At 68.2% G+C, this 214-nt stretch carries 1 protein-coding gene; it reads right to left on the reverse strand.

Features of this window, described 5'->3' with window-relative positions; translation table 11 throughout:
• Positions 1-214 (reverse strand): glycogen/starch/alpha-glucan phosphorylase (locus KUG39_RS17105; RefSeq protein WP_216916631.1); only part of this gene is annotated, 214 nt, incomplete at both ends.

The raw sequence follows: 214 nt of genomic DNA on the forward strand, positions 1-214 counted from the left end.
CTCGTAGCGGATGCCGTAGCCGGTGGCGGGGACCTCGAGGGTGGCGAGGGATTCGAGGAAGCAGGCGGCCAGACGGCCGAGGCCGCCGTTGCCCAGGCCAGGCTCCTCTTCCACATCGAGGATCGCTTCGATGTCATTGATGCCGAACTGGCGCAGGGCCTCGGCGGCCTCCTGCTGGATGCCGAGCATCAGCAGGTTGTTGCCGAGCTGGGGG

Origin of the sequence: Synechococcus sp. CCAP 1479/10, assembly GCF_019038515.1 — a bacterium.
In the GTDB taxonomy this organism is placed as follows: domain Bacteria; phylum Cyanobacteriota; class Cyanobacteriia; order PCC-6307; family Cyanobiaceae; genus Cyanobium.